The 23,264-nt window shown below is 40.5% G+C and carries 25 protein-coding genes; 15 read left to right on the top strand and 10 right to left on the bottom strand.

The window, feature by feature from the left end; all coding sequences use genetic code 11:
- Nucleotides 1–236 precede the first annotated feature (236 nt).
- Nucleotides 237–641: an Npun_F0494 family protein gene (locus CK510_RS00200; RefSeq protein ID WP_095719744.1), complete on the bottom strand. Its 405-nt coding sequence runs from the start codon at nucleotides 639–641 to the stop codon at nucleotides 237–239.
- A 152-nt stretch (nucleotides 642–793) separates the two neighbouring features.
- On the opposite strand from CK510_RS00200, the gene CK510_RS00195 reads away from it, so the two are divergent.
- The 4 genes from CK510_RS00195 (at nucleotide 794) to CK510_RS00185 (ending at nucleotide 2,391) form a co-directional block, all read left to right on the top strand.
- Complete coding sequence (locus CK510_RS00195; protein ID WP_095719743.1) at nucleotides 794–1,231, top strand: peroxiredoxin; 438 nt, start codon at nucleotides 794–796, stop codon at nucleotides 1,229–1,231.
- Nucleotides 1,232–1,726: 495 nt separating this feature from the next.
- Complete coding sequence (locus CK510_RS33185; protein ID WP_245911790.1) at nucleotides 1,727–1,903, top strand: hypothetical protein; 177 nt, start codon at nucleotides 1,727–1,729, stop codon at nucleotides 1,901–1,903.
- 16 nt (nucleotides 1,904–1,919) lie between these two features.
- Nucleotides 1,920–2,072: a type II toxin-antitoxin system RelE/ParE family toxin gene (locus CK510_RS33180; protein WP_245911789.1), complete on the top strand. Its 153-nt coding sequence runs from the start codon at nucleotides 1,920–1,922 to the stop codon at nucleotides 2,070–2,072.
- A 1-nt stretch (nucleotide 2,073) separates the two neighbouring features.
- Entirely contained in the window at nucleotides 2,074–2,391 is a 318-nt protein-coding gene (locus CK510_RS00185; RefSeq protein WP_245911788.1) for a helix-turn-helix domain-containing protein, read from the top strand.
- Nucleotides 2,392–2,860: 469 nt separating this feature from the next.
- Here the strand turns inward: CK510_RS00185 and CK510_RS00175 are convergent, their stop codons facing one another.
- Nucleotides 2,861–3,304 carry a GNAT family N-acetyltransferase gene (locus tag CK510_RS00175; protein ID WP_095719742.1) on the bottom strand — a complete coding sequence of 148 codons (444 nt, stop codon included), beginning with the start codon at nucleotides 3,302–3,304 and terminating at the stop codon, nucleotides 2,861–2,863.
- Nucleotides 3,305–3,703: 399 nt separating this feature from the next.
- On the opposite strand from CK510_RS00175, the gene CK510_RS00170 reads away from it, so the two are divergent.
- From CK510_RS00170 to CK510_RS33825, 3 genes are all read left to right on the top strand, one after another.
- On the top strand, nucleotides 3,704–4,060 hold the full coding sequence (locus CK510_RS00170) for a phage integrase N-terminal SAM-like domain-containing protein (protein ID WP_095719741.1): 357 nt from the start codon (nucleotides 3,704–3,706) through the stop codon (nucleotides 4,058–4,060).
- Between the two features lie 173 nt (nucleotides 4,061–4,233).
- The gene (locus tag CK510_RS32500) at nucleotides 4,234–4,656 is read left to right on the top strand and encodes a tyrosine-type recombinase/integrase (protein ID WP_211293055.1); all 423 of its coding nucleotides are present in this window, start codon (nucleotides 4,234–4,236) and stop codon (nucleotides 4,654–4,656) included.
- Nucleotides 4,611–4,859 (top strand): tyrosine-type recombinase/integrase, encoded by a 249-nt coding sequence (locus CK510_RS33825; protein ID WP_211293054.1) that lies wholly within the window; start codon nucleotides 4,611–4,613, stop codon nucleotides 4,857–4,859. The genes CK510_RS32500 and CK510_RS33825 overlap by 46 nt, the downstream gene beginning before the upstream one ends.
- A 65-nt stretch (nucleotides 4,860–4,924) precedes the next feature.
- On the opposite strand, the gene CK510_RS00160 is transcribed toward CK510_RS33825, so the two are convergent.
- From CK510_RS00160 to CK510_RS00150, 3 genes are all read right to left on the bottom strand, one after another.
- Nucleotides 4,925–5,290 carry a hypothetical protein gene (locus CK510_RS00160; protein ID WP_095719740.1) on the bottom strand — a complete coding sequence of 122 codons (366 nt, stop codon included), beginning with the start codon at nucleotides 5,288–5,290 and terminating at the stop codon, nucleotides 4,925–4,927.
- 69 nt (nucleotides 5,291–5,359) lie between these two features.
- Complete coding sequence (locus CK510_RS00155) at nucleotides 5,360–6,259, bottom strand: ABC transporter permease (protein WP_095719739.1); 900 nt, start codon at nucleotides 6,257–6,259, stop codon at nucleotides 5,360–5,362.
- 197 nt (nucleotides 6,260–6,456) lie between these two features.
- Nucleotides 6,457–7,476, bottom strand: a complete 1,020-nt coding sequence (locus CK510_RS00150) for an ABC transporter ATP-binding protein (protein WP_095719738.1) — start codon at nucleotides 7,474–7,476, stop codon at nucleotides 6,457–6,459.
- A 186-nt stretch (nucleotides 7,477–7,662) separates the two neighbouring features.
- Here CK510_RS00150 and CK510_RS00145 point away from each other — a divergent pair, with 186 nt between their 5' ends.
- Complete coding sequence (locus CK510_RS00145; RefSeq protein WP_143289178.1) at nucleotides 7,663–8,739, top strand: hypothetical protein; 1,077 nt, start codon at nucleotides 7,663–7,665, stop codon at nucleotides 8,737–8,739.
- A 234-nt stretch (nucleotides 8,740–8,973) separates the two neighbouring features.
- Here the strand turns inward: CK510_RS00145 and ald are convergent, their stop codons facing one another.
- Nucleotides 8,974–10,068, bottom strand: a complete 1,095-nt coding sequence (gene ald, locus CK510_RS00140; protein WP_095719736.1) for an alanine dehydrogenase — start codon at nucleotides 10,066–10,068, stop codon at nucleotides 8,974–8,976.
- A gap of 482 nt (nucleotides 10,069–10,550) precedes the next feature.
- Here ald and CK510_RS32255 point away from each other — a divergent pair, with 482 nt between their 5' ends.
- The 3 genes from CK510_RS32255 (at nucleotide 10,551) to CK510_RS00125 (ending at nucleotide 12,544) form a co-directional block, all read left to right on the top strand.
- Nucleotides 10,551–10,721, top strand: a complete 171-nt coding sequence (locus CK510_RS32255) for a CAB/ELIP/HLIP family chlorophyll-binding protein (RefSeq protein WP_095719735.1) — start codon at nucleotides 10,551–10,553, stop codon at nucleotides 10,719–10,721.
- A gap of 302 nt (nucleotides 10,722–11,023) precedes the next feature.
- Nucleotides 11,024–11,323, top strand: a complete 300-nt coding sequence (locus CK510_RS00130; RefSeq protein WP_095719734.1) for a hypothetical protein — start codon at nucleotides 11,024–11,026, stop codon at nucleotides 11,321–11,323.
- Nucleotides 11,324–11,548: 225 nt separating this feature from the next.
- The gene (locus tag CK510_RS00125) at nucleotides 11,549–12,544 is read left to right on the top strand and encodes a WD40 repeat domain-containing protein (protein ID WP_211293053.1); all 996 of its coding nucleotides are present in this window, start codon (nucleotides 11,549–11,551) and stop codon (nucleotides 12,542–12,544) included.
- Nucleotides 12,545–13,035: 491 nt separating this feature from the next.
- Here the strand turns inward: CK510_RS00125 and CK510_RS00120 are convergent, their stop codons facing one another.
- The 3 genes from CK510_RS00120 to CK510_RS00110 all read right to left on the bottom strand — a co-directional run bounded on the left by CK510_RS00120 (nucleotide 13,036) and on the right by CK510_RS00110 (nucleotide 16,747).
- Nucleotides 13,036–13,656: a cytochrome c oxidase subunit 3 gene (locus CK510_RS00120; RefSeq protein ID WP_095719732.1), complete on the bottom strand. Its 621-nt coding sequence runs from the start codon at nucleotides 13,654–13,656 to the stop codon at nucleotides 13,036–13,038.
- 265 nt (nucleotides 13,657–13,921) lie between these two features.
- Complete coding sequence (gene ctaD / locus CK510_RS00115; protein ID WP_245911787.1) at nucleotides 13,922–15,598, bottom strand: cytochrome c oxidase subunit I; 1,677 nt, start codon at nucleotides 15,596–15,598, stop codon at nucleotides 13,922–13,924.
- Between the two features lie 135 nt (nucleotides 15,599–15,733).
- The gene (locus tag CK510_RS00110) at nucleotides 15,734–16,747 is read right to left on the bottom strand and encodes a cytochrome c oxidase subunit II (RefSeq protein ID WP_095719731.1); all 1,014 of its coding nucleotides are present in this window, start codon (nucleotides 16,745–16,747) and stop codon (nucleotides 15,734–15,736) included.
- Between the two features lie 454 nt (nucleotides 16,748–17,201).
- Here CK510_RS00110 and CK510_RS00105 point away from each other — a divergent pair, with 454 nt between their 5' ends.
- From CK510_RS00105 to CK510_RS00090, 4 genes are all read left to right on the top strand, one after another.
- A complete protein-coding gene (locus CK510_RS00105; RefSeq protein ID WP_095719730.1) occupies nucleotides 17,202–18,188 on the top strand; it encodes a COX15/CtaA family protein in 987 nt (328 codons plus the stop codon).
- Between the two features lie 147 nt (nucleotides 18,189–18,335).
- The gene (locus CK510_RS00100) at nucleotides 18,336–19,298 is read left to right on the top strand and encodes a heme o synthase (RefSeq protein ID WP_095719729.1); all 963 of its coding nucleotides are present in this window, start codon (nucleotides 18,336–18,338) and stop codon (nucleotides 19,296–19,298) included.
- Nucleotides 19,299–19,649: 351 nt separating this feature from the next.
- On the top strand, nucleotides 19,650–20,810 hold the full coding sequence (locus CK510_RS00095) for an RRXRR domain-containing protein (RefSeq protein ID WP_095719728.1): 1,161 nt from the start codon (nucleotides 19,650–19,652) through the stop codon (nucleotides 20,808–20,810).
- 57 nt (nucleotides 20,811–20,867) lie between these two features.
- Nucleotides 20,868–21,437 (top strand): Uma2 family endonuclease, encoded by a 570-nt coding sequence (locus tag CK510_RS00090; protein ID WP_095719727.1) that lies wholly within the window; start codon nucleotides 20,868–20,870, stop codon nucleotides 21,435–21,437.
- Between the two features lie 126 nt (nucleotides 21,438–21,563).
- Here the strand turns inward: CK510_RS00090 and CK510_RS00085 are convergent, their stop codons facing one another.
- A complete protein-coding gene (locus CK510_RS00085; protein WP_095719726.1) occupies nucleotides 21,564–23,255 on the bottom strand; it encodes a potassium channel family protein in 1,692 nt (563 codons plus the stop codon).
- Nucleotides 23,256–23,264 lie beyond the last annotated feature (9 nt).

The raw sequence follows: 23,264 nt of genomic DNA, 5'->3' as shown, positions 1-23,264 counted from the left end.
AGTCTTAGGGAAAAATCGGATGTAGTAAATGTGATATGAATGGTCAAAACTTAGTAGTTATATTTGACTGGTTTATAGCTAGTAGTTACGGAAAACACAAGCACAAACCAATCACCACTAAGCAAAAACCCCTAATCATTAACCAACACTACATTAAAGTTTTCATAAATGGGATTGACGTTTCCGTATTTATTGTTCCCTTTTATCCTTTATTGATAACTCATTACCATCTAATTCTAGAAGGGTAGTCTCAACCAGCGAGTTATAGTTTCGTAAATGCGATCGCTCCATGAGGGATTTCGCCAAGATTTGGTTTGATATGTTTCGACTATTTTACGACCAAGGGGTGTGAGGCGAAAACTATCTGTAATCCCCTGTCCATCGACTTCGCGACGTAATATCCCCACCTGAATTAACCACACAAGTTCGTTATCGGTGACTAATTCTGACAAAGAACGCTTGGTATAACTCTTAACAACGCCAACATTACCAGCAATTTCTGCGATCGCAACTCTGTTTTTACCCATTGTCTCAAATAAGGCATATTTAAATGGCGAACAAATCAGCGAGCGATCGGCACGTGTCAGGGTTTGAGTTGAATATATAAAAGGTGTGGGATTAGAAAAATTTGCAGCAGACATAGTTTATTTGGGGAATTGGGCAATGGGGATTGGGGATTGGGGATATTAATGAATTTTTCTGCTTTCCCTTTTTTCCCTTCTCTTGTCTTAACTATTGTAAATTATTGTAAAATTACGGTGCATTAACATTCGCCACACAGGGAGAGTTAATTATGGCTTTAACAATTGGTTCTGATGCACCTGCATTTACTGTCAAAGATACAAACGGTAACACCGTTTCATTATCCGATTTCCAGGGTAAAACTGTAGTCCTATATTTTTACCCCAAAGATGACACTCCAGGTTGCACCAAGCAAGCTTGTAGTTTTCGAGATGCTCAACCCAATTATCAAAACAAAGATGTGGTTGTGTTGGGAGTCAGCGCTGATAATGAAGCTTCTCACCAAGCGTTTACCCAAAAGTACAATTTAAATTTTCCACTTTTGGCAGACACTAATCAAAGCTTGATTAAAGCCTACGATGTTGATGGTGGTGGTTATGCCAAGCGTGTCACCTATGTCATCGATGGTAACGGCAAAATTATTCACGTTGATGGAACTGTGAATACTACTACTCACGCAAGTGATGTTTTGGCAGCGCTAGGGTTGTAATTTTTTACACATGGCTTAGATAGGGGTGTTAATGCAAGCTATCTTTAGTAGTGCAATTATACTACTAAAACAGAAGCGAACTACACCCCTACTTGAAAACAATCACTTATAACGAAAAATTTAAATTCTTTTTCTATCCAGTTGGATTTTTTAGGTGCGATTTTGGTAAGCTGTTCCGCATTTAAATCATATAATCTAAATTATTATAATTATTGTGGGGTGGGCATCCCTGCCTGCCCTAATATATGATTTAGGTGCTTTTTAGCTTATTAAGCTTCGCGATCGTGATCGTCCATTAAATACGCCACTTACCAATAATTGCAGTACATAGTACAAATACACTAAGTAAAGTGGTCGATTTAACGTTCCGGTTGAGCGGCTGTTAGTGACCTTTGGTACAACACGACCAACTTTGCCAGTCCGCTCCAACCGGTTTGTTAGACAGCAGGGACGCATTACTATACATTAGTATATCAGATATGATATAAATGCAGGATGGGTGATCAAAGCAAACCTTTGGCTTGGCTGCATGGTGAGGTTAAAACTCCACCTTTCAGTTTAGAAGCACGGATAGAGGCAGGTGTCTTACTCAGAAAACTACAGGAAGGCGAAACCCTTGGTTTACCACATTCGCGTCCTATGCCAAGTATAGGATATCATTGTCATTCATGAGCTACGTATTAGAGACGTGGATAAAAATTGGAGGATTATTTATCGAATCGATGAAGATGCAATCTTGATTATTGAGGTATTTAATAAGACAACAAGAGCAACACCTAAAAGTGTAATTGAGGTTTGTAAGAAACGCTTGAGTAAATACGATACTGACCAGCAGGAATAAGATGATGGAGCAGACGAAACAAGAGCTTTTGGAATCAAAAGGCTGGAAAATTGGAACTGTTTCAGACTTTTTAGAATTAACACCTGAAGAGATTATCTTTGTTGAAATCAAGCTAGCTCTTAGCAAGAGTTTGAAAAGTCAGCGGCAGAAGATAATGACTCAAAGTGAACTTGCCACTAAAATTGGCTCTAGCCAACCTCGGATTGCCAAAGCTGAAAATGGCGATCCATCAGTTTCACTTGAATTGCTGATCCGAGCAATGTTGGCAACAGGTGCGACTCCCCAAGACATCGGACAAATCATTGCTGGTGTAGGCTAGCTATGACTTAGCCTACAAAGGAAGCCTAAATGAAAATCGCAAATATTGCGTCCAAATCGTAGTTGAAAGACTTCGCATACTCTTCGCGAATGCGGTGGATTTCTTCGACAATTTTATCTATCCACATGACCTAATCTCCCATTAGTTCGTTGGGCGTACAAAGGATAGGCAGCACATAGCCGAAGTCGAGACTTATCTCCGCCAACTTCCCCTGGATTTGAACTGTATCTCCTTTAGTCTGACTTAACTGAAATATCTACGCTATCTGAATCAATTGAGAGCGATCGCAGTTTTTCCTTTTTATAACGCGATCGCATTTGGTATTAAATTTATAACGCTCCCAATCACCCGCCGCTAGCGACCTTGAATACTCACAGATAACCTTGTGTACGGTCTGTGTGCATTGGGGTTGTTATGCGGCGATCGCATATGGACTGTTACTACAGCAATGGGATCTCACTCTCCATTCTTATGAATTTGATCGCCCTAGATCGAACGAGAACATAACATGGTCAGTTGGTGATTCTGGATTGCCAACAACTGAGTAAAGGCTAATCGCGGCTGTATTTTCGCGATCTGTCAACACCCAAGCAGACTCACAATCCAACTCCCGCCCCACCGCAAATATCGCATTCATCAATTGCTTCCCTATGCCTTGCCGCTGATGGCTTGCTGCGACACCAATTTCATTAATCCACAGTTCTGGACAAGGCTTATCAGGATGAACGTAATGAACGGCTGAGACAAATCCGACGACAAGATCGCCATCAATCGCAACACCTAAGTGATGGCGAGGATCGCCGAGGAACTCAATAGCTCGTGCGATATTAATGGGATCATCGAATACATCTGGATCGACATTTTTGAGAATATCCAAGTCGCCGTGGTTGAGAATTTTGATTTCGATCGCCATAATATCTTCTCTGTAAATTCACCTCACTCTAATGGACTATTGCTAATTCTCTGGCTCAGTCATCTATTCCATTGGACGAGCCGCATAACTATTTATTATACCGAAAGTTTCCATATAATCTCCTTCCACAAGGTACTTATACCGAACTATTCTGTTTAATCCCCCCAATCACTGTATTATTCCGAATCTTTCCTCATAAGTAACCTTTTTAAGCGGGTTATACGGAAAATATTCCGTATAAATCCCCATGCAGGGTTATTCAAAAGAACTATTCCGTATAAACCCCCCATTTGCTTGGTTAAACAGAATTTTCAGTGTAAGTATCGGGGTTATCCCAATGTTGTCCGGATAACATGATTTATCGGGATACAAGAAGCTATATCTACCAACAAATGTACTATGGAACAACGTCCAAAAAAGCTAATGGAGCAGGTACAAGATGCCATTCGAGTGAAACATTATTCATATCAAACAGAGAAAACTTATGTTTACTGGATTCGACGGTACATATTTTTTCATGATAAAAAACACCCCAAGGAGATGGGGAGTGCTGAGATTGAAGCGTTTTTGACAGATTTGGCTGTTAATCAGAAAGTTGCTGCATCTACTCAAAATCAAGCACTTCATGCAGTTCTATTTCTCTACAAGCATGTATTAAAACAAGATTTAGATTTAAAAGTAGATGCAGTTAGAGCAAAAAAATCTAAATATTTACCAACTGTCCTGGTAAAAGAAGAAGTCTTAGAGGGTGTTTGAAAAGTCTCCTTCTATGTCATGCTGAGGAACGTTCGCGTAGCGTGTCCCCTTGGGACTCAGCATCTCAGTACGTAGGCTAAACTCTAGATTCTAGCCTGCGGCAACGCGTAGCGCGTACGTTCCGCAAAGCTCCACTCAGAATGACAATTTATACATCCTAAAACTTTTCAAACATGCTCTTAGCAATTATTGATAATTTATCAGGAGTACACAAGCTTCTAATCAAATTACTATACGGTACTGGTTTAAGGTTAACTGAAGGACTAAGTTTACGGGTTAAAGATATTGATTTTGAGCAAAATCAAATTACAGTACGCGATACAAAGGGTAATGAAAGTAGGGTGACAATGTTACCTGAAAGCATCGCAGAAGAGTTAAAAATGCATTTACAGGGTGTTAAGCTGCTGCACCTACAAGACTTAGAAAAAGGCTACGGCTCGGTTTATTTAGCCTATGCCTTGGAAAGAAAATATGTGAGGCAAAATACGATTGGATTTGGCAATTTGTCTTTCCTTCCGGTAGTATATCCAAAGACCCCCGTAGCGGCGAAATGCGTAGCCATCACTTACACGAAAGTAGCCTACAAAAAGCCTTAAAACAAGCTGTTCGATCCGCAAATATTCAAAAAAAGGTGGGTTGTCATACGTTTCGCCATAGTTTTGCTACACATTTGCTCCAAAATGGTTACGATATCCGTACGGTGCAGGAATTACTCGGACACAAAGATGTCAAAACCACCATGATTTATACCCATGTACTTAACCGTGGTGGAAAAGGTGTCCGTAGTCCCCTGGATTAATCAAAAAAAGTTAATAAAATGGGCGGACAAGAAATGCCCATCCATAAGATGAAATCAACAAAATACTACTTGTTTGATGCAGGTTCTAACTTAAAAATTGTCGAACCTGGTTGATTACTGGGTTGCACATTTCCTTGTTGCATTCGCTGCCGTTGTCTGGCAAAAAATGATGTTGCTGCTTCGTCAAGTTGCTGACGCTGTTCGTTTGCTGCATCTGGATTGTAACTACCAATGCCTAGTTGGGCATTGTGCAGTAGTTGAAACATGTTGAACCCATTTTGTTGACCACCTTGGTTATTAAATGGATCGTTGGCGTTGGGTTGGTCGTAGTTTTGCGAGTTTGTCAGTTGTGCCATGCTTTTTTGTGGCACTACAGCAGTTGCTAAACTCAACCCGATAATACTTGCTAATGCTAATGCACGGATTTTCATACAGTTTGCCCCTCAAATATTCTAAATTGAAATTGTTTACTATTCTAAGTAATAATGATTGTTTCTAGTCTAAGAAAGTGTCTTGCGTAAGCGTGGTTGAATACTAATTAATGCTACAGCAGCAAAACCAACCAGCACTAATAACGCACCACCAAAGCTGACATCACCCCAAAACGATCGCATGACAATACTATTCAAATTCCAATCGCTGTGGGTATATAAGTAGCGAATCGGTTCGATCGCATAGCTAAGGGGGTTAATTGTGGCGATGACTTGCAACCAATCGGGCATAAATGCTAAAGGTGCTAATGCGGTACTGGCAAAGAGCATTGGTAAGGTACTCACGAAAATCACGGCAATGAGTTCGATATGTCCCGGTAAGGTAAAGGCTAAACCCAAGCTCAAGGCTGTTACACCTAAAGCTAGTGTAAACACAATCAGGGTAATAGTAGCCAATCCAGCGACATCGGGTAAACCTGCACCAAGGAATGCGGCAGCACCGACGATTACGGCAGCTTGTAGTAAACTTTGGCTAATAATAAAGATTGCTGAGGCAAATACAATCGAAAACCGTGATGCTAAGGGTGCGACTAATAGTCGATTGAGGAAACCAAATTCGCGATCGAACATGATCGGTAATCCAGCGTTTAATGCTCCGGCAAAGGCTGTAAATACTATTACACCAGCCGCTAAGAATTGTCCGTAATTTGTGGTATTGCCAAAAATACCTTTTGGTGCATTCTGGAATAAAGCCCCGAATAATACTAACCACATTACAGGTTGAATTATTCCCGCAAGTAAACTTGAAGGACGACGCTGTAACTGGATGAAAAGCCGTTTTGTGAGTGCTAGGGTTTCTTGAATGGTTTCACTCAAAAAATTAGATGGTGCAGCATTTTTGTAAAGCTGTGGGGATGCTACTTGTTGCCAGTTTGGGTCTGATTTGGGAGGTGTTAAGGTATTACTCATAGTTATTTTTAGGTTAATGGGGATTGAGGATTGAAAATATACTGAAAAGGCTTTGGGGTTTGGCTTTTAAACGCGGAGAGAAGTTGGCGGTGTCGGTTTCCGTCCCGCCAAACTTCGGTGGGTACGCAGTGGTAAGCGCAGAGTTACGCGGAGAATATTTGCAATTTTGTACTGAGGTCAAAGTTTAATTATTAGCCTTATCTCATATTCTGCTTTTTCTCGGCTTTGGTGTCGCGGTTTGCGACTGCTGCCATTTCTGCATCCATGAGAGTGCTTCCTGTGGCTGCTAAATATACATCATCTAGACTTGGACGGGATTGGGCAATGCCAAACATCGGTAAACCAGCGTTATTTAAGGCTTGCTGAATGGTAATTAAGGTGTCATTTTGTGGTGTGACAACTAAGTTGAGGGAGTTTCCTTGAGCGCTATTAATAATTACTTCTTGCACGAATGGCAAGGATTTCAGCAAATCTTTAGCTTTTTCGGCTTCGTCTGGAGGAGAAAATTCGCGAATCCGAAGTGTAACGCGATCGCCCCCAACTCTATCCTTTAATTGGGATGGTGTACCTGCTGCGATGACTACACCACGGTCAATTATGGCAACGCGATCGGCAAGTGCGTCCACTTCTTCTAAATAATGGCTGGTAATTAATACTGTGGTTCCAGCTTCCCGCAGTTTTCGCAAAAATTCCCAAACTACAAACCGACTCTCAATATCAAGTCCAACTGTTGGTTCGTCGAGAACTAATACATCCGGTGCGTGGAGCAATCCCGCAGCTAAATCTAAACGCTTGCGTATCCCACCTGAATAAGTTCCTGTTTTTATATCGGCATATTCCTGCAACCCCAGTAACTCGATTACTGTATTAATGCGTTGCTTTGTCACTGCCGCAGGTAAATGATATAGTGCTGCTTGCAATTGCAGCATCTCCCTACCTGTAAGTATTTTATCTAGAGCGACTTCCTGCGCCACATAACCCAAGCGTTGTCTTGCTGCTTTGGGATTTTCGACTACAGAAATACCAGATACTTCGATTTTGCCTGCGTCAGGTGTAGTTAGAGTACACAAAGCACGCAAAGTTGTTGTTTTCCCCGCACCATTGGGACCAAGTAAACCAAAAATTTCTCCTGGTTCTATCTCAAAAGAGACATCCTTGACAGCCTCAACCGTCCCATAGCGCTTTTTTAGATTTTGAATCGAAACTGCGGCAGCCATGACAACGTAATCCTAACTATACAAATCTAAACACAGACTATCTTTATCTTAGCGGTGATGTCCCAAGTGCGATCGCGCTTTTTTGGGTAATTCGGCTTTTTCGATAATGTATTCGTCTGTCCTAGATATATCAGCTTATTTTGTATAAATTAATATATGAAAACTATCAAATTACTGAGGTAGCCCTTGATAGATAGAAGCCGTCTCCGGGCATATATGTCCCTAATTCGGGAACTGCTACGTTGTCCGAGTGGAGATGAGTTGGCTCTCCTGCAAGCAAATTTGGAATTGGTAGATACAAATTTAGTCCAATTGATGGAACAGGTAGCAACTAGAGCAACAGAAAAGGGTGCAAATGCCACAGCCGATTTTTTGCGGGATTTGGCAGAGCAACTCAAGGAAATACTCTCACCAGAAGGGATTGAATATTCTCAGGATGGGGAAATATTCTCGGCACATCTGGAATTGATTGAGGCACTGTTAAATTGTCCTAGTGGTGCGGAGACAGGAATTTTACGGGCAAATCAAGAATTAATCGATGCTGGATTTGTATTGTCTTTGCAGCGATTTGCCAAGATGCTGACTGAAATTGGAGAAGAGCGGGCTGCTGAGTTTTTGCAAAATATTGCAGAACCATTGACTCAAGCGTTAAGTGGTGATTCTGTTGCCATATCTAGAGATTACTTAGATTTGCTTGGTGATATTTTGCGGGTAGTTGCTAGTGGTGACATACAAGCTCTTTATCTTTTACTTGAGGATAATTTAGACAACCTAGATACTGGTTTTGCTGAAGCTTTAGAGGATTGGGCTACAAGTACCCTGGCTGTGGTTAAGCCTGATATTGCCCACAACATTGCCGCAGATATTGTTAAATTTGCTACTTTAATTCAAGACTTTTCATATGGGGAAGCAACAGATAATTTAGAAATTGCGATCGCAGGTTATGAAGTCGCACTCAGAGCATATCGACGCGATCGCTTTCCCCAACAATGGGCAGAGGTTCAAAATTTTCTCGGCAATGCTTACTTAAAGCGCATTATTGGTGAAAAAGCGACAAATATTGAAGTTGCAATTGAATGTCACAAGGCAGCATTAGAGATATTTCAACGCGATCAATTTCCCGAAAAATGGGCTAATACTCAATATTATCTGGGTACTGCTTACCAAAAGCGTATTTACGGAAATAAGACGGAAAACTCGCAAATATCCTCAGATTATTTTCAAGCTGCATCGGAGATATCAGAAGAAGAAAATCCTGAGTAATTTATATTGTCCAAACATTGTAGGGGCAAACGGCTGTTTGCCCTTATTTTTACTGGTATTTAGAGTTTTATCGTTGTGGGAGAAACCGGGTTTCTGAATTATACTAAAAACGGTTAGAAAATAGACTTTGACTAGTATACAAATTCAATTTCTTAAGCCTCTCCCCTTGGTAAGGGGAGAGGTTGGAGAGGGGTTCTATATTAGTAAAGTTTTAAGCCGTTCGCAGTATAACTATTAACTATTAACCAAATCTGGGAATACCTCTTGTACTGCGGGATGTACCAAACGATGATTCTGTACATTGACACCTTTAGCGAGAGAAGGGTTAATTTCCAAAGCTTTCAAGCCAGAATTAGCCAACTGCTGTACAAAAGGTAAAGTACTATTATTTAATGCTTGCGTCGCTGTCCAAGGTACTGCACCAGGCATATTCGGCACACCATAATGAACCACACCTTCTTCGATATAAACTGGATTTGTATGCGATGTTGGATGTAAAGTTTCCACACATCCACCTTGGTCAACAGCAACGTCAACAATTACCGAACCTGGATGCATTGTTGCTACCAATTCACGAGATACTAATATTGGTGCCCTTCTTCCCAACAGTAATACCGCACCAATCAGCAAATCGGCTTCTTTAACAGCAGCTTCAATATGAACGGAGTTGCTGTAAAGTAGTTCGACACGGGAACCAAACAAAGTCTCCAAATAACTCAAGCGATCGACATTAACATCTAATATCTGTACCGCAGCACCCATTCCCACAGCAATCCTGGCTGCTTCCGTTCCGACAACTCCACCACCTAAAATTACGACTTTGCCCGGTTTGACACCAGGTATACCACCTAATAATACACCTCTACCACCTTGCTGACTTTCTAAATACCTTGCCCCAAACTGTACCGATAAGCGTCCAGCGATAATACTCATTGGTGTTAGCAACGGTAAGCGATTTGTTCCCGGTTGTTCGACTGTTTCGTATGCAACTGCTGTAACACCAGAGTCAATCAAATGCTCGGTTAATTTTCTATCGGCAGCTAAATGTAAATATGTAAATAAAATTTGACCTTTCTGCAATAAATTATACTCAGATACCAGAGGCTCTTTGACCTTAACAACCAACTCGCGATTCCATGCTAATTCTGCTGTTGAAACAATTTCCGCACCAGAAATACGGTAATCATCATCGTTAAATCCAGCACCATTACCAGCTTGTGTTTCCACGAAAACTTGATGACCACTTTCCTTTAACACACGCACACTAGAAGGACTCAACCCCACTCGAAACTCTTGGTCTTTCGATTCCTTGGGAACACCAATTTCCATTGACTGCCTCTGATTTATTTTTACTTAGTCTATTTTTGGTAGTCGCTCAATAAATCGGGGCGGACTACCAGTTCAGGAACGATTTTACGCCATTTGAGGCTTGTCACTGAGCGATTTACCCCGGATTATTGAGCGGTTACTATTTTTGCTTAAGTTTAGTGTCTCTTAGACGAGCTTGCCAATTTGAAATTAAAGATACTTAATTGGAAAATAGGCAATGGGTAATCAATTGGTTACTCCCAATACCAGATTTTCCAAATTTTTTATTGACTATTGCCCAAGTATTACTAAAATATATAAAGAAAAATAACTTTTCATAACTTGAGCGATCGCATTATATTTTGCCGATCGCACCAACGAATTAAAGGTTTTATGCGTTAGCTTTCAATAGCAGTAGGATTTTTAGTAATGATTCCCTGCCACAAAGAGCTTTAAGTTTAAGTGTTTTAAGTTTAAGTTTGCCAAAAAGAGGTTTGAAAATCATGACTCAACCACAGCCCAGTGTTAACCCAAAGTTGGAAGAACCGAAGCTTGGATTTAATGGATATGCAGAACGTTTAAATGGTCGAGCGGCAATGGTAGGCTTTCTCCTAATCGTGGTGATTGAATATGTCACCAATAAAGGAGTACTATCGTGGTTAGGTTTACGGTAAGATTGCCGGAAATTACAATCTTTAAGTTGTAATCTAGTAATTAGAGGCTCTAGAATCATCTAGATTTTTTAGATGATTCTGGGCTATATTGCGATTATTATCAAGGCTTAAAGGGTAATAATGGATTAATTTCTATCACCTAGATTCTTCCACAAACCCCAAAGTCTACTTATATACAGCCTGAATCCATATATAAAAATTATAATAATAGATGTTGATAGAGTTTCATCTGAAACATCACAAGTCAGTTTATTCAAGTCAGTCAAGTCAGTTTATTCAAAAGGTTAAAAGAACCAACTGTGATGAATGTTGCGTTACCTCGTTTATTAAAATCAGCATACCGTAAAGACCCCATTGTGAGCTTACTAATTACGGTAGGTATCATTGATGCATTGATTGGTGGATTTGATGATAGTTGGTCTTTGTTCGCATTTGGTTTGGGAACGGCAGGTTTGACTTTAGCATGGAGATTTTGGAAAATCCAACAAAATCGTCCTTTACCAAAAGAGGAAAAAGCGACAACACAGCTTTATCTACCCTCACGTTCTTCAAGTTCTGCATTGCCAATGTTAAGCATTCAAAAGAAACAACCCCCCCAATAGTCATATTTAGACGACCAGATGGGTCTAAAATCCGAACATGCTTTTTCTCATCGAGGTGAATATGGGAAATATGCTTGTATAGTATGTTGCCCTGATTTAATTGAGTGAGGAGCGATCGCAATGAGAATGAGCAAAGTGAGGGTCAATATTTTGGTGAGTATGAATAATATTTTAATTCGCTCGTCTTTTCTGTTGACTTGTTTAACAGTTTTCAACCTATGCATAATGGAATACCCTGGGTTAGCTGTTCCTAAGTCTGTTCCAAAGATAAGTGCCGCGAAAAATGGGGATATACCCGACACAAGCCAACCCGCTACAAGAAGCAGATTTTCCAACCCACAATTACTTTACAGCCTCAAGGGACATTTGGGTACTATCAAATCCCTTGCTTTTAGTCCAGATGGTTTAACTGTGGCAAGTGGTGGTTCTGACAATGATGGTTATATTCTGTTGTGGGATGTGGTCAAAGGTCGAAAAAAAGGCATTATTAATAGAGCGCAAAAAACTGCGGTACAGTCGTTATTAATTTCACCAGATGGGCAAAACCTGATTAGTTGTGGCAGTGACAGCACTATTAATATTTGGAACCTGAAGGATAATAGCTTTTTACGTTCTTTAGTCACCCATAGCAGTAATGTGATGTCTTTAGCGGTGACTCCCGATAGTAAAATACTCGTTAGTGGTGCTGTTGATGGCATTAGGATGTGGGATTTGCTCCAACGTCGTCCGCTTGCGACTTTAGCAAAGTTCGATAACTTAGTTTACACTGTGGCGATTAGTCCTGACGGTCAAATTTTGGCGAGTGGTGATAGTTCCGGCACCATTAAGTTGTGGAATTTGTCAAGTGGTAAAATAATTCGTACATTTGTAGCCCATTCAAGTACGGTTAGTAGCCTTAATTTTACCCGTAATGGTGACACCTTAATTAGTGCAAGTCGCGATCGCACAATCAAGCTGTGGAATCTCAACAGTGGAAAAGTTGAACGCACTTTAACAGGACATACTGATTGGGTAAATGCGATCGCGCTACATCCCGATGGTGATATTTTAGCTAGTGCTGGACGTGATGGTGTCAGACTTTGGAATATTAATACTGGTGAATTAATTACTAGTTTGTACGCTCATAGTGATTGGGTAAGTGCGATCGCATTTAGTCCAGATGGTCAAACCCTTGCTACAGGTGGCTTTGATAAGAGAGTTTATCTTTGGCGTAGTATGTAATAGAAGAGAACAGTAATTATACTAAAATTAATTACTTTTTAATTACTTTTTAATCACATCAGATATTCAAATATACTTATTTCCAAATAATTAGGAGATAAGTATCTTTTAGTATATAAACGAACTTAATCGGTGTATGACATGCCATATCCGACTTCTAGTAATTACAATTTTACAAGATTAAAAAAATATGAACCAAAATAACCACAAATAGAAAATACACTTTCTTAATAGTGAAATTTTCAGTTCTAATTGAGGCAATTTAAATTACTACGTTTTTTTTACTTAATTTTCAAATCTCCATCAATTATCTTGTTACTTCTTTGTAATTAAATACTGAAAAATAAGGGCATGATATTAATTACTTTTTAACTAATATCATGCCCCTACGAATATTTACAATTCACTAGTACAGCTTGGCATAAATAAATCCACTACTTCAAAGCTTCTATTACAAGTAATATTCCTTCTGCCTTCTGCTTTCTGAATCCTTACAACAAATACAGTAGACCAAATAGAATAATCCAAACAACATCGACGAAGTGCCAGTATAATTCAGCAGCTTCGATACCAAAATGATGCTCGTTACTGTAATGGTTAGAAGTACGCGATCGCCACAAAACGGATAAAATTGCCAAGACTCCAATTGTGACGTGCAAACCGTGAAATCCTGTCAACACGTAGAATGCACTGGCAAATAGATTAGTGGTTAAACCAAATTCGAGGTGTGTATACTCGTAAACCTGACCACATAGGAATAAAATTCCCATTGCAGCTGTAATTGCAAACCAAAATTGCATTCCCCGGACATTATTCTTCTTAATTGCAGTGTCAGCATTGTGAATCACAAAACTGCTAGAAATGAGGATAAAAGTATTAACCCCAGGTAATAATAATTCTAATTCTGGAGTACCTTCAGGGGGGAAAACAGGTAAGGTTGCCCGGAATACTAAAAAAGCACCGAACAAACCCATAAAAATCATCCCTTCCGCAACCAAGAATAAAACCAACCCAAACATCCGATGATCGGGATGTTCTTCATGATGTGCGGTTTCGGCAATGTGGTGATGGTTGAGTTCAGTTTTTGCTGAGTCGATTGTTGGACTTTGCATGAAGCTACATTAGATAAATTGAAGATTTGCAATTTTTAGATTTTGTAAAGGATTTGAGATTTTATGCTCAATATCAAATCAGTAAAAAACCTTAATGATAGAAATTGGGAAACGCGATCGCAGAGCAGATTGTAGGTAAATGAAATACATAACGACAATCTGAAACCCCTTGTAGAGAAGCGATACATCACGTCTCTCTGTATTCAATAAAAACGCACGCTGCTGTATCGCGATCGCATTACCTACCCAACGACATCAACAAAAATCAACCAACAGGAGTCAATGTTGGTTCTGGTTGAGATGGTGGTGGGGCTTCAGTCGTATTATGTACACCATATGCGTATGGACCAGTCACCAATACTGGTAAAGGATCGAAATTCTCAATTGCAGGTGGTGAGGTTGTCATCCACTCCAGGGTTAAAGCTTTCCAGGGATTATCACCAGCTTTTTCACCGTAAAACCAACTCCAAACCATATTGATGATAAATGGGAAGGTAGAAACGGCGAGAATGTAAGAACCGTAAGTACAAATTTCATTGATGAGTGTAAATTTGGGGTCATACTGAGCAATGCGTCGATTCATCCCCATCAAACCTAGCTTGTGCATTGGTAAGAAGGTCATATTCAAACCCACAACTGTGAGTATGCAGTGAAATCGCCCCCAAAATTCGCTGTACATCCTTCCCGTCATCTTCGGGAACCAGTGGTAAATTGCAGCAAAAATACCGAGAACACTACCACCAAATAATACATAATGCAGGTGAGCGACAACAAAATAGGTATCATGAACATGGATATCAAATGGTACAGCCGCCAACATGACACCACTGATACCACCGATAACAAATGTTCCCAAAAAACTTACAGCAAAAAGCATCGGACTATTGAGGCTAATCTTTCCACCCCACATAGTTGCCAGCCATCCAAAAATTTTAATCCCAGTAGGCACGGCAATAATCATGGTGGTAATCATGAAAAACATCCGTAACCAGCCAGGAACACCACTGGTAAACATGTGATGTGCCCATACAATTAGTCCCAGAAAACTAATCGCTAAAGAAGAGTATGCGATCGCTTTATAACCAAAAATTGGTTTGCGGGAATGAATCGGTAATATTTCGGAAATACAACCAAAAAACGGCAGAATCATAATATAAACCGCCGGATGGGAGTAAAACCAAAACATGTGTTGGTAAACTACCGGATCACCACCTCCAGAGGGGTTAAAAAATGCCGTTCCCGCAATCAAATCAAACGACAGCAAAATCAAACCTGCTGCCAATACTGGAGTTGAGACTAAAGCTAATGCGGAAGTTGCTAGCATTGCCCAACAAAACAGAGGCATATCGTGAATACCCATGCTAGGAACACGCATTTTCAGGATAGTGGTGAGAAAGTTAATTGCTCCCAAAATCGACGATGTACCCAGCAGAAGGACACTCATAATCCAGATGCCTTCCCCAACTTTACCCGTAACTAAACTCAAAGGTGGGTAAGAAGTCCAACCAGCATCAGGTGCATCCCCTATAGCCAAACTCGCAATCAACAATATACCTGCTGGGGGAATCATCCAAAAAGCCACAGCATTCAGTTTCGGGAAAGCCATATCCCTTGCCCCAATCATCAAGGGAATCAGGTAATTGGCAAAACCCGCACCAGTAGGTACAATCCACAAAAAAATCATGATTGTGGCATGGAGCGTAAACAAGCTGTTATATACTTCCGGGGTGACAAAATCGGTTTCTGGTGTCCGCAACTCGGTACGCACCAATTCAGCCATCAACCCACCGATACAGTAGAAGATGAAACTGGTGACAAGATATTGAATCCCAATTACTTTATGGTCGGTGCTAAAGGTGAAAAAATGCCACCATTTTCTCTCACCATGACCGTGAATTTGCGCTGAAGTCTCAGATATTTGTTGAGTTGGTGTTTGTGTCATAGGATTTTTTTGTTATTGGTTATTAGTTATTAGTTGGTTACTAGCTATTAGTTTCTGATTGAAAATTATTAATTCCCAACCACTAACCACTAACAATTGACCATTAACCATTGACAATTAGCAAATAATTACTAACTACTTGTGAACTTGATGTAATACTTCCGGCTGAATCCCCATTTCTCGAACGTAGGGAGTAAGAAATTCATCTGTAGATTTATTTACGGGATTATAAGCAACCGCTTGATTTAAAGTTTCAGCTTGTGCAACTAATTGCTCCTGCGTCCATTTGTCGTATGCTTCTTGAGGTTCCACAATCACATGGGTTCGCATTGCCCCGTGGTATGGTCCGCATAACTCAGCACAAATCAGGGCATAATCACCCTCGACTTTTGGTGTGAAACTGAGTTTTGTTTCCCTTCCAGGAATTATATCTTGCTTAATTCGGAACTCAGGAACCCAAAATGCATGAATGACATCACTTCCAGTCATTGTCACCTCAGTTTTCTTGCCTATGGGTACATGCAACTCACCAGAGGAAACCCCAGTGTCTGGATAGCTAAAAATAAAAGCATATTGGATACCCATGATATTTACATGCACATCGGCTGGTTTTACTTTGGTGTCCGCTTCTATCCCAGTATCATTTAATTGGGCAATTTGCTTACCCATTTGATGTCCCATTTTACTATGGTCATCTGCCAAGGTCGCAGCAAATGCAATTCCTTTGGGGTTGACTTTTGAGCTAACGCTGGAGCTAACGTTTACCAAGGGTGCATCATGACCACCATGAGGGTCAAAGCCGCCAATGTCATTGTATACCTCAAAACTGTATACAGATATACCAAGAACGATAATTGCTGGGACTGCTGTCCAGAGAATTTCTAATGGCACGTTACCATGCACTGGAGGTCCATCGGTGTCATCACCAGCACGACGACGGTATTTGATGATGCTGTAGATTAAAACACCTTGTACTAGTAGGAAAATGCCTACGGAGATGACCATCATTGTGTTGAACAAGCCGTCTATTAAAGAGGCTTCATCAGTGGCTGCTACTGGTAACAAGCCATTATTTTGACCATACCAGAGGCTGACTAGGGTCAGCACGATGCCAATGAGTAAGGTCCAGATTGAACTTGGAATTTTCACGGGTCAATAAATGTAAACGACATTACTACTTTGGATAAAACTACTTACTTACTAAGTTAGTCGAGCCTATCAGAGATAGCTGGAAACAAGTTGAATAAATTATTAATTTTTTAGATGCTGATACCCATCTTGAGTAGAGAGGATTAGCTAGATATGTCAAGGGATAGATGTCAATTAAGGTAAACATTGTAATGGGATAGGATTAGAGCCGTTACTCCCTAACTAATTAAAAATCTGTAAAGCTTTAGGCTGGTAGATATGACATCAAGTCAAAGTATAACTGAGACCGAACATTAATGAAGGAATCTATGAGCTAGGGTGGAATAGGAAAAGAGTAAAAAAGAAAGGGAAAGGAATAATTTTTGATTCCCAATGACCAATAACCAATCCCCAATACCCAAATGACTATTTTAAAAATTGTTCGTGACAGACCAGGCAAAAGGTATCTTGAAACATGAGCGAATTTATTCTTATTCAACAGAATAGTGAAGCCGAAACACAACCAAAGGATAAAATTCGTCGCTTGGTTTGGAAGATGTGTATTGCCACATTGATTTTGATGGCGATTGGCAGTGCTACCCGCGTGATGAATGCTGGACTCGCTTGTCCTGACTGGCCTTTGTGTTACGGTGAACTTATACCAACGAAACAAATGAACCTCCAAGTGTTTTTGGAATGGTTCCATCGGCTAGATGCTTCGTTAATTGGAATCAGCGCGATCGCACTTGCTTCCATTAGTCTCTGGTATCGTCGTCATTTACCCGCTTGGGTACCTTGGGCATGTGCTTTTGCTTTATCTTTGATTGTTTTCCAAGGTATACTCGGTGGCTTGACCGTAACTCAACTGTTACGTTTTGATATCGTCACGGCTCACTTGGGAACGGCATTATTGTTCTTTACAACCCTGTTAATTATTGGAACAGCGTTGACTCCCTATCAAGGAACTGGAACGGCAGGGAAACTACCTTGGATTGGTTTAAGTGCCGCTATTCTGGTATACATACAAAGTCTTCTAGGTGCGGTAGTTGGTTCCCGTTGGGCACTTCACCAATGTTTTGCCGGATATCAACTCTGTGCTGTTATGTACAGTCATATTTTTGGACTAGTACCTCCCACCGTAGCAACTCTAACAGTCGCCTTCATCGCATGGCGAACTCCCGCTTTACACCCAGCGCTACGAAGATTAGCAAATATGGCATTTAGTTTGCTAATTCTTCAGATTTTCTTAGGAATTGCAACTTTTAGATTGCACTTACAAGTCGAGCTATTAACTGTTTCCCATCAAGCAATTGGAGCAACCCTGCTGGGAATATTGACTGTGTTTACCGTTCTCGCTATCCGAGACTCAAGTCTAAAGAGCGACGTGTATAGTAATGAGAATATACGTTCTGGTGACACCTTGTTAAATTCGACAAGTTCGCAGCCAGCAGAATCAAATTAATGAAAAGGGTTAGGAATTAGGTAGAGACGACTCGTCAGGTCGTCTCTACAGGAGTTAGAAGTTAATGATTTCTAAAATGACTTTTCTCTTGGACATACCTTGCCTAACTCGTAAAACATAACTGTATAAAAAGGAACCAGTGCCAAAATGATTGAGACTAATGTCTCTCGCCACCACCAAACTTTTCTGGAAGTGGTTCAGAGCTACTACCAACTTACGAAACCTCGAATTATTCCATTACTGCTAATCACAACCGCAGGTAGCATGTGGATTGCTGCTAAAGGAGAAGTTGACCCTTTATTGTTGTTAGTAACTCTAACTGGTGGTACTTTGGCGGCTGCTAGTGCCCAGACAATTAATTGTGTCTACGATCGCGATATTGATTATGATATGGAGCGAACCCGTCACCGTCCTTTGCCTTCGGGTAAAGTTCAACCTCGCGATGCTCTGGTTTTTGCCGTTGTCCTTGCTGTTCTTTCTTTTGCCCTTTTATCTATCTTTGCCAATTTGTTAGCCGCTTCTCTAGCAATGTCTGGCATCGTATTTTACGTCCTAATTTATACTCATCTTCTCAAGCGTCATAGTACCCAAAATATTGTAATTGGTGGCGCTGCTGGGGCTGTTCCCGCTTTAGTGGGTTGGGCTGCGGTGACTGGTGGTTTAAGCTGGGCTGCTTGGTTGATTTTTGCGATCGTCTTTGTTTGGACTCCTCCCCATTTCTGGGCTTTGGCGTTGATGATTCGGGATGATTACGCAAAAGTTGGGATACCAATGTTACCAGTGATTGCTGGAGCAAAGGCAACAGTATGGCAAATTTGGTGGTATACCTTAATAACTGTATTGACCAGCTTTTTGTTGATTTACCCGTTACATGAAAGCGGTTTTTTGTATGGTGCGATCGCATTGCCTCTGGGTATTGTTTTTATTCGCAAAGCATGGCAATTGTTGCAAAATCCAGAGGATAAACCGACAGCTAAAGGTTTGTTTCTCTATTCGATTTCCTACATGATGCTGTTGTGTTTGGGTATGGTGGTTGATAGTCTGCCTTTTACCCATAATGTTGTTAATCTTGCAGTTGCTCAAATTCATCTATTCCTAGCTGCTCTGTAAGTTGAAATTTGGCTGGACAATTAAGCTGGAAAATTAAGCTGGGAAATAAAATGGTAATACAGTTCCTCCGCAGATAATATCAGGTTTGCGGAGGAATAATGTCTTGATTGGATATAATACAGTTAACAAAGATATAGCTGTCAATAACTCAGCCCTAAAGGGACTGAGCTTGTAATTAACAAAGATTACGTGTTTGACTAGCTCACTGAGACTAATCCTGATACGCACTTCCAAATACTTCCCCAGTTTGGATTATCTGCAAGACTGTTTGTTCAGTCGTTGGTTAAAGACAAGACATTTTGGATTAGTTGAGCGAGGGGACTTAAACTTTACTCCAAGGATTATCTCTTTATGCGAGTACCAGTAATTTTAGCAGACAATACACCATTAATGCCAACAAAGCCTAGCCGCGCTAGACGTTGGATTAAAGAAGGGAAGGCAATTGGTAATTTCAATAAGTTAGGTATTTTTTATGTTCAGTTAGTCAATAAAGCATCTGATACTCAAACACAAGAGATTGTAATTGGATTAGACCCAGGTAAAATGTTTTCTGGTGTAGCGGTTCAATCTCAAAAATACACACTACAAATGTTGCACTTAGCCCTTCCATTTAAAACAGTTAAAGACAGAATGAAACAACGGTCTATGATGCGCGGTGGTAGACGTGGTAGACGAATTAACCGAAAATTATCTTTCAGTAAACGTAGCCATCGACAAGCTAGATTTGATAATCGTCGTAGCTGCAAACTACCTCCAAGTATTCAAGCTAACAAAGATTTGGAATACCGCACAATCTCTTTATTGTGTGAAATTTACCCAGTAAAAACAATTGTTGTTGAAGAGGTTGAAGCACGAGGAAGTAAGAGTTTTAGCCCTGTCATGGTTGGACAAAGATATCAAATTAACCGACTATCAAACCTAGCTAATGTGGAATTAAAAAAAGGTTGGGAAACATCAAATCTTCGTAAATACTTGGGATTACATAAAGAAAAATCTGACAAGTCTTTGCAAATCCCAGAGACACATGCAGTAGATGCTGTTACACTTGCTTGTTCTAAATTTGTTCAATACAAAACATGGGAAGGAATTAAAAATCATGGTGCATCATGGGAAGGTAATGTAACTATTACTAATTCTCAATTTACGATTTTAAGTCGTCCTCCAATTAGTCGTAGGCAACTACATTTAATGGCTCCGTCTAAGGGTGGAAACAGACGCGAATGTGCCGGGACAGAATCTTCTGTCCGGCAACTTCGCCGTAAATACGGTGGAACGGTTACGAGGCATGGTTTTAGAAAAGGTGATTATGTTGAAGCCACCCAAGGCAATAAAACATATAGAGGTTGGGTAAGTGGTGATACCGAAAAACAAGTTTCTGTCTCCGACCAAAACTGGAAAAGATTAGGTCAATTCAGTAAAAACAAAGTCCGACTAATTAGACGCTCTATTGGACTAATTACCACTGCGGTTAAAACCGCACGCGTCGCTTCCCTCTCAGGTTTAAAAACCTGAGTTTCCCGCATACCGAGTATTTTTATGAAAGCCATTAATATTAATTAATATAAATGTATGAATTCCATCACTCTAAAAATTCCTAATCTCAGTCATGAAGGGTTTCAAGAATTATGTAAAGAAAATAACCATTTACAACTCGAACGCTCATCTACCGGAGAAATTATAGTTATGCCACCTACGTTTCCCTGGACGGGTAAAAAGAACTTTAGTTTAATTGGTCAACTGTTTGCCTGGATTGAGAAAACAGATTTGGGAATTGGTTTTGATTCTTCTACGGGGTTTACTCTGGATAATGGTGCTGTTTATTCCCCTGATGCTTCTTGGATCAAAACCGAACGCTGGAATGCATTGACACCAACCCAACAGCAAAAAGAATTTTCCGCGATCGCACCCGATTTTGTTGTGGAGTTACGTTCTAATAGCGATTCTCTGAAAAAATTACAACAAAAAATGCAGGAGTATATCGATAATGGGGTGTTGCTGGGGTGGTTAATTGATACTAAAAATCAAAATGTGGAAATTTATCGTTTTGGTAAAGAAGTTGAAGTTTTAGATTCTCCTATGACTGTTTCGGGAGAAGACATATTACCTGGGTTTGAGTTGAATTTGCAAAAGATTTGGTAACTGGTCGATTTTATACCCCGAGCTATTAGCTATTAGCCATTTGAGAAGTTCAATTTCTAACCGTTTTTAGTATAGTTCCCACATCATATACAAAAATGTGTGGAGTGGGTGGAAACCGTTTAAATGTTAGTTTGCTGTTGCTTTTGGTGATGGTTGTCGCCATAACATGTGTAATTTAGTGGCTGGCATAGTTAAATATAATACATCGCCTGGGCATAAATAAGTAGCTAATAAATCCCATCCATGTAAGCTTGTATTATTTGTTTCTACATACAATGGTACAAAATCTGCTAACATTGCAGCCTCTTCGACTTTGAGACAATAAAAAGGATGGGTGACAGTAATTAACGTCGCGATCGCAACCCAAAGACTATCAGCAGTAATCCCATTCCCCAGAACACGACCACCTAATGCGGCGGCTGCAAACGCTGGTGCAGCAAGCTCTGCTGGACTTAGCACTGCGTCGAAATCGAATACTTGCTGTGCGATACGGGCAAAATCTGGATCGGCATAACGGACGATAATTGGGACTTTTGGGGTGATTCCTTTGGCATTAAGGGCTATTTCCAGGTTGGTAGCATCGTTTCCGCAGACGGCAATCAGTGCTGCTGCTGTTTCGACATTTGCAGCTTGGAGCATGGCTGGAAAGCTGGCATCGCCGTTAATTACGGGTATTCCCAAGCCCCGTGCAGTGTTAATAAAACGGTTGTTGATGTCTGCTTCCAGGACAACTACTTCATGTCCGCTTGTGTGGAGATGCTGCACAATTTTTATACCAGTGCCGCTCAAGCCGCAAACGATGTAATGATTTTTGACGGGAACACGAGATGCATCTAAAAATTGCCGGAAACGGCTACCGAGAACGAAATCGTTGAGTATTGCATAAAGCAAACCAATCACAGATGCACCAATTAGCATCATGACTACTGTAAATAATTTGATACTAACTGGGGCATTTTCGATTACTTTATCATTTCCACCTGCCCCAGTAATCATCCCAACAGCAAAATATAAAGCATCGACAACAGAGACATTGGTATTAGCGGAAGTGTAGATTAGGGTTGCGATCGCAATTACAAAAAATAGGGTGACAGCCATTGCCACAAGGGAACGAGCATGTTCTTGGAACTGACGTAAATTTGTGAGGATTTTGAAAAACTTGAGAACTAAAGACTTGCGAACGGAGCGAACACGAGGTTTACTACCAACTATAATGCGATCGCCTTCCCGCAATCTCTGTCTTTTGTGAATTGCCGAAATTAAATCTATATCGCCTTCAACTGGCAGATAATAAATTAACATTCGCGATCGATTATCCCACAAATCGTCTAGTTGCCGACCGTGCCAAGGGTGCTTGTTATCGATATACTCTTCATGAATGGGCCATGTTTCGTTAAATAATTTAATATGTCCAATTGCTTTATTACCAAGTGCAGCGAATGCAAATACGGGTGCTGCTAAACCAGCTACACTCATACTCATGTGGTCGTGTAAAGTTTGGTCAAGGCGATCGCCCAAGTTAGTATTGAAAAATCGGTTAATAATCCGAATCCGAGGATTGAGTACGCGGGCTTGCATTGTCACAGACAAGTTAGCTGCATCATCGGAACTGGCAATAACTAAAGTATTTGCCCATTCAATCCCAGCTGCTTTCAGAGTCGCTGCTCCATGTAAATTTCCGACAATTACGTCTTCTCCGGTTTCACCTGGAATGGAGCGATTATGAATACCGACTACCAATGCTCCTTGTTGACGCAGCAGACGAAATATCTTATAACCAGTACGTCCTAAGCCACAAACAATAATACGAGGTTTCATATATTGGCA

It is taken from the genome of Brunnivagina elsteri CCALA 953, from assembly GCF_002289455.1.
In the GTDB taxonomy this organism is placed as follows: domain Bacteria; phylum Cyanobacteriota; class Cyanobacteriia; order Cyanobacteriales; family Nostocaceae; genus Brunnivagina; species Brunnivagina elsteri.
The sequence above is the reverse complement of the archived record's forward strand: the minus strand, read 5'-3'. Positions and strand labels throughout refer to the sequence as shown.